Origin of the sequence: Neobacillus drentensis (assembly GCF_036965645.1) — a bacterium.
In the GTDB taxonomy this organism is placed as follows: domain Bacteria; phylum Bacillota; class Bacilli; order Bacillales; family Cytobacillaceae; genus Neobacillus; species Neobacillus drentensis_D.
Genome location: NZ_JBALPZ010000047.1, coordinates 1 through 6,828, shown reverse-complemented (window position 1 = coordinate 6,828; position 6,828 = coordinate 1). Strand labels below are relative to the sequence as shown.

6 protein-coding genes are annotated in these 6,828 nt (G+C 41.1%); all 6 read left to right on the top strand.

Annotated features, from left to right (window positions below):
• Positions 1–281 precede the first annotated feature (281 nt).
• The 6 genes from V7266_RS09955 to V7266_RS09930 all read left to right on the top strand — a co-directional run bounded on the left by V7266_RS09955 (position 282) and on the right by V7266_RS09930 (position 6,442).
• Positions 282–1,094 carry a formate/nitrite transporter family protein gene (locus V7266_RS09955; RefSeq protein ID WP_335467737.1) on the top strand — a complete coding sequence of 271 codons (813 nt, stop codon included), beginning with the start codon at positions 282–284 and terminating at the stop codon, positions 1,092–1,094.
• 162 nt (positions 1,095–1,256) lie between these two features.
• Positions 1,257–4,229, top strand: coding sequence for a formate dehydrogenase subunit alpha (fdhF, locus tag V7266_RS09950; RefSeq protein ID WP_420491367.1), 2,973 nt, complete (start codon positions 1,257–1,259; stop codon positions 4,227–4,229).
• Positions 4,229–4,708 (top strand): DUF1641 domain-containing protein, encoded by a 480-nt coding sequence (locus tag V7266_RS09945; protein ID WP_335467736.1) that lies wholly within the window; start codon positions 4,229–4,231, stop codon positions 4,706–4,708. The genes fdhF and V7266_RS09945 overlap by 1 nt, the downstream gene beginning before the upstream one ends.
• A gap of 38 nt (positions 4,709–4,746) precedes the next feature.
• On the top strand, positions 4,747–5,097 hold the full coding sequence (locus tag V7266_RS09940) for a DUF2294 domain-containing protein (RefSeq protein WP_335467735.1): 351 nt from the start codon (positions 4,747–4,749) through the stop codon (positions 5,095–5,097).
• 22 nt (positions 5,098–5,119) lie between these two features.
• Positions 5,120–5,956: a formate dehydrogenase accessory sulfurtransferase FdhD gene (gene fdhD / locus V7266_RS09935; protein ID WP_335467734.1), complete on the top strand. Its 837-nt coding sequence runs from the start codon at positions 5,120–5,122 to the stop codon at positions 5,954–5,956.
• 129 nt (positions 5,957–6,085) lie between these two features.
• Positions 6,086–6,442 (top strand): hypothetical protein, encoded by a 357-nt coding sequence (locus V7266_RS09930; RefSeq protein WP_335467733.1) that lies wholly within the window; start codon positions 6,086–6,088, stop codon positions 6,440–6,442.
• Positions 6,443–6,828 lie beyond the last annotated feature (386 nt).

Sequence of the window (6,828 nt, the reverse complement as noted above, 5' to 3'; positions counted from 1 at the left end):
ATATGGAAAGTTCATTGATGCCCGTTAATCAAAAATTGACTGCAGCATCCTGTTCTTGACGTAGTGTATATGGCGGGAAAGATTGCTAGTATGAGATATGCTCAGCTGTCAGCCCACTATAAAACGGTACATGCATTCGCATGAGAACCGATTTATAGTGGGCTTTTTTGCGTTTTTAAAGCAGTGGCGAAGCATGGGGACGGTTCTCCTGCTTCTAAAGGAGCAGGAGAACCGTCCCCATGCTTACCCATGCTTACATCAACTACCGGGAGGAAATTAATATGGCGTTTCATAGTTCTAGGCGTATTGTGGAGTTAGCTGTTGAGGCTGGTGCCAGAAAGGCATCGATGAAGCCTGGACATGCACTTTTATTAGGATTTTTAGGCGGTGCCTTTATTGCACTTGGATTTCTATTAGATATTCGAGTAACAGCAAATATGCCGGAGGAATGGGGTTCCTTCAGTTCGCTAATCGGAGCTGCAGTTTTCCCTATAGGACTAATATTAATCATGATTGCAGGTGGAGAATTGGTAACAGGAAATATGATGACACTTCCGATTGCCGTTCTAGCAAAGCGTGCTACGCTAGGACAATTAGTGAAAAATTGGCTCTTAGTAGTAGTAAGTAATTTTATGGGAGCAATCTTTGTTGCCTACTTCTTTGGTCACATAGTAGGGTTAACGGAAACAGGTCCATACCTAAACAAAACCGTGGCAATCGCAGAAGAGAAAATAGACGAAACCTTTATTCAAAGCTTAATTTCCGGTGTTGGATGCAACTGGCTCGTTTGCTTAGCTGTTTGGATGGCTTTTGGTTCAAATGATATTGTTGGAAAAATGTTTGCCATTTGGTTCCCGATTATGGGGTTTGTAGCGATCGGCTTTCAGCAAGTTGTAGCTAACATGTTCGTAATTCCTGCAGCTATTTTCTCAGGGCACTTTACATGGGGAAGTTATTTCACTAATTTTGTCCCAGTAGTATTGGGAAATGCTATTGGCGGCGCGGTTTTTGTTGCCTCTATCTATTGGATCATTCATAAAGAATCTCTTCAAACACTAGCAATAGCAAAGCCAAGTATCAAAAAAGCTGGTTAACGACTAGTATTTGTACTTTAAACATATTAATTGTTTTATAGAAAAAGAAGGACTAGTTACAGGTAAGGAAGAATTCAGGATAGATATAAATATATTGGTCATAAAAGTAATCTTATTAGTAGATAAATAGATTTCTCTGCTTTGAACGAAGGAGGATTTACAGTGAAAGAAAAAATCAATGTGCTTATTAATGGAACAGCACATGAGGTAGAAAAAGGAACGCGTATTTTAGATTATTTACTGCAACAGGAAATGGACCATCCGCACATCTGCTATTCTGAAGTTCTAGGTCCGGTGCAAAGCTGTGATACCTGTATGTGTGAAATAAACGGTAACATTATGCGTGCATGTTCGACTATGATGGAAGACGGCATGGACATTTTGACCTCGTCTGAGCTTGCGAAGGAAGCACAGGAGGAAGCAATGGACCGTATTTTAGAAAATCATCTATTATACTGCACCGTATGTGATAATAACAATGGCAATTGCCGTGTACATAATACGGCAGAAATGATGGGGGTGGAGCATCAAACACGTCCCCATCGCTCTAAGGGTTATGAGGCAGATATGTCTCATCCGTTTTATCGGTACGATCCAGATCAATGTATCTTATGCGGACGTTGTGTGGAGACCTGTCAGGATCTTCAAGTGAATGAAACGCTAACAATTAACTGGGAAAGCGGTCAGCCTCGTGTTTTATGGGACGGAGGAAAAAGTATTAACGAATCCTCATGTGTATCCTGTGGTCAGTGTGTGTCCGTTTGCCCTTGTAATGCCTTGATGGAAAAATCGATGCTTGGAAAGGCTGGATTTATGACAAGCATCTCAGATGACTTGCTTACACCGATGATTGACATTGTCAAAGCGGTAGAGCCTGATTATCAAACAATTTTTGCCGTTTCAGAAGTAGAAGCAGCTATGCGTGACACCCGCACCAAGAAAACAAAAACCGTTTGTACTTTCTGCGGTGTTGGCTGTTCCTTTGAAGTTTGGACAAAAGATCGTGAAATACTCAAAATTGAACCATCGGAAAACGCTCCTGTAAATAGTGTTTCCACCTGTGTAAAAGGTAAATTTGGCTGGGACTATGTAAATTCAAACGAGCGGATTACAGCACCTTTAATCCGTCAAGGTGATGTGTTTGTTGAAGCAACTTGGGATGAGGCCCTTTCTCTCGTAGCAAAGAAATTGGGTAGGATTAAAGAAAGTTACGGTAGTGATTCCATCGGTTTTATTTCATCCTCTAAGATTACGAACGAAGAAAACTACCTGATCCAAAAACTGGCCCGCCAAGTGTTTGGAACCAATAATGTGGATAACTGCTCACGTTATTGTCAATCACCAGCTTCATGGGGATTACAACAAACAGGAGGGATCGGCGGCGACACCGGAACCATTAAAGATATAGCGGGTGCGGGTCTTGTCATACTTGTAGGATGTGCCCCTGCAGAAGGACACCCTGTACTTGCGACACGTATCAAACGTGCGCAAAAACTTCACGGACAAAAATTAATAACCGTTGACGTACGCCGACATGAAATGGGAGACCGTGCCGACTTGTTCGTTCGTCCGAAACAAGGAACAGACTACGTATGGCTATCAGCTGTAACAAAGTATATGATCGACCAAGGCTGGCATGATGAGCAATTTATTCAAAAGCATGTCAACCAGTATGATGAGTTCCTAAAAATGATGGAGCCGTACACTCTTGAAGAGGCAGAAAAGATAACAGGTATTGCTAAAGAAACTTTAATTCAAATGGCAGAAATGATTCGTGATGCGGATGGAACAGTGATTTGCTGGGGGATGGGTGTGACCCAAAACATCGCGGGTTCACACACTTCTGTTGCGATTGCAAACCTGCTCCTTGCAACAGGAAACATGTTACGGCCAAATGCTGGTGCCTATCCGTTACGGGGCCATAATAACGTACAAGGTGCAGCTGACATGGGAACTATGCCGAATATCTTCCCTGGATATCAGTCAGTAACGGATGACCAAGTACGTGCAAAGTTTGAAAAGGCTTATGGTGTCGACATCCCTGCAGCTTCTGGTCTCGACAATATTCAGATGCTGGAAGCCATTGATAAAGGCGAGATGAAGGCGATGTTCATCGCTGGAGAGGATATGGCATGGGTTGATGCCGACTCCAATCATACACAGGAAATGCTCTCTAAGTTAGATTTCCTTGTCGTACAAGAAATCTTTTTATCAACAACAGCCCAATTCGCTGATGTTATTTTGCCAGGAGCTCCTTCTCTTGAAAAAGATGGAACTTTTACAAATACCGAACGCCGCGTACAGCGTTTGTATCAAGCATTAGAGCCTCTTGGGAATAGTAAACCGGACTGGTGGATCCTTACACAGCTCGCGAAACAGATGGGCTTTGAATGGAATTATACTCATCCTAGTGAAATTTTTGCGGAAATGGCAAGCTTAACTCCTTTCTTCAGCCAGTGCAGTTACGATATTCTTGAAGGGTGGAACAGCTTCCACTGGGGTTCTCCTGATGGAACAGACACACCGCTGCTTTACCAAGACGGTTTTCACTTCCCAGATAAAAAAGCTCGGTTCGGTCTGTTCGATTATGTGCCGCCAGTAAAGTTCCCGCAAGAATTCGATCTTTCATTAGATAACGGACGTCTGTTGGAGCACTTCCATGAAGGGAACTTAACACAGAAATCAGAAGGACTTAACTACAAATTCCCGAAAGTTTTCGTCGAGGTATCCCCCGAACTTGCAAAAGAGAGGGGAGTAAAGGATGGTTCACTTGTTCGTCTTGTATCCCCATATGGGGCGATTCGACTGCCAGTTCTAGTAACAGACCGTGTGACAGGAAAAACGGTGTATGTGCCAATGCATTCCTCCAGCCACGAGAGTGCGGTTAACCTGCTTACTGGAGGGGCAGTAGATGTGGTGACACATACACCAGCATACAAACAAGCCAAAGTGCGGATGGAGGTCCTCGAATTTGACGGTGAAAATCCGCTTCCAAGGTACAATCCACGTAATGCGACGCGAACACCACAAATGGGCCTTGAGATTTACCGCAAGTGGGAACGCGGAGATTACGTTCCGATTGCCAGTGTAAACGAGTATGTTAAGCCTGGTTTCTATGACAGGAGGAATGGGTAATGGCTAAGCCAATACAAACTATTCAAAAAACGGAAATGACAGAAGAAGAAAAGAAAATAGAATCCCTGGAGAATCTTATTTCCGGGGTCGCACAAAATAAGGATTCGTTACTCGAGACGTTGAATCTATTGCAAGAATTGCATGATAGCGGAATGATGGATGCTTTAGGAAGTCTCTTAAAAGCAAAAGAAAGCGCAGCAAAAATCGCGGTTGGTCAGCTTACACGAAAACCAGTGACAAACATGATTAATAATGCAATGGCTGCTGGAGGCATTTTGACTGAACTTGATCCTGAAACAACCAGTAAGCTTGCCAAAAGCTTGACAGCTGGATTGAAAAAGGCCGAGCAAGGATTAAAAGCCGATACCAAGTTTGGGCTCCTAGACTTAATGAAGGCCGTAAAAGATCCTGATATCAATCGTGCTTTAGGATTTGGATTTAACCTGTTAAAAGGTATTGGAGAAGGATTAAAAGAGTAACAAGGAGTCCGAAACTGTAAAGATGAGGAGGGCGGTTCATGACAAAGAATATGGAACATCAATTTAGTATGCTTGTTCGTGAAGTAAGAAAAGAATATGTTGGCAACGGACCGAAGGAAATCACCACGAAATTTATCGGTTCCTGGGCGATCAGTGAAATGAAAGGAAACCTGACAAATGTAGAAAAGTTCATGATTCATTCAGAACAGGGCACACAGATGGTCCATGAGACGAGAACAAGATTCGTAAAGGAAATCTATAAAAAGCCAGAGGTCCTGTTACGATTTGAAACTTTGATGGGGGCAAAGGTTTTGCGGCTTTTTTCCGATATTAATATCGAGGAAGATATAGCGATGACCGTATTTGTCTTTGACCAGTCGATCGAGTAAAAGTAACTAGGAGTGAATAAGTATGGACCAGCCAATGAAAATGGAAAGCCATGTATGGAGGTATGAGAAAGGCGCCATACACAAAGTAACGGATACCATTGTAACTGAATATCCCATAACGATTGTTCTCAATGAACAAGAGTTCGCTACACTTGTTTGCAGCCCTGACCATATCGAAGAACTAGTAATGGGTTTTTTAGCGTCAGAAGGGATCATTAGCAGTTATAAAGAAATTAAAGAACTTACGATTATCGAAGCGACAGGCCGTGCGATTGTGAATACTTATAAAGTAAACAAACTCAACGAGATGTTTCACTCGAAACGATATGTAACATCTTGCTGTGGTAAAAGCCGGCAAAGCTATTATTTTTATAATGATGCTAGAACAGTTAAACCACTTGAAGACGTAGATGTGACGGTTACTATTGACCAATGTTTTCATTTGATGAAACTGATGCAGGAGTCGTCGGTTATCTTTAAGGATACAGGTGGAGTACACAATGCAGCCCTATGTGACAGTAATGGCATCGTCGTAGATAGAACGGACATCGGACGACATAATGCCCTGGATAAAATTTATGGTTATTGCTTGCAGCATTCAATATCTATTTCAGACAAAATTATGGTGTTTAGTGGCCGTATTTCCTCAGAGGTATTATTAAAAGTAGCCAAAATTGGATGTGGTATTGTTCTGTCCAAATCAGCTCCGACTGAATTGGCACTCAGGCTGGCAGAAGAGCTTAATATCACAACCGTTGGCTTTCTCCGCAATCATTCATTAAACATTTATACAAGACCAGATCGAATAGAGGTTCAAAGTGTTGTATCAAGGAATGGGTATAATAAAAATAGCAGGTAGAGGAGTCGTTTACTCCTCTATTTTTTATTTATCCTCTTATTGTGATGCAGTCACAATTTTGAAAAATAATTTACACTATAATGGTAGTAGAAAATATAAATACCATTCTAGAAAAAGAGGGATTGGATTATGACGATTGTATTAGAACAGGAAAAAGTTGATGAATTAGTAGATCGCTTCTATGATAAGCTGCTGAAGGATTCCTACTATATTTCTATGTTTAAGGAAAGAAATGTAGATCCTGAATGGTTGAAAGATAGACAAAGAGCCTTTATAAACCGCCTAGTTTCAGAAGAATCTGTTCAGGATAAAGATAAGCAAGCATCGCAGGTGAAAGAAAGACACCCATTTCAAATAGCTCCCGAAAGGGCTAAGATATGGATTAGCACAATGAAAGAGGCAATGGACGAAATGGAAATGGATCAACCTGCAAAAGAACAACTTTTAGAGAAAATAGAGTTCCTGTTAAATAAGATTGTATCATGACAGAGATCAGGATGAATTCCTGATCTTTTTTTGCGCTAAAGGCTTGGGTTCACCTAATTTGATTAAAAATCGAATAAGGAGGAAAATGATTTCATTCTCGGGCCAAAGACCTATTCCGACAAATTCCCAATCTTATAACGGGACTATATCATTAATAACCGTGAAAAATGTGGATTTTTGGAAAATGAAGAAGGATTTTTGAGTGTAAGGAAGGAATATATATTATTAATAATTTCGAATGACAGATGAGAGAAGTTATTTTGATAGATAACAGAAAAAAGTGCATTTAGAAAAAAGATAATAAGTAGATCACCTCAGGATGTTTTTCATCATGTTAATAGCAGCAGATAGATTAAGAAAATAGCCAGTTTAATCATCTATTCTAT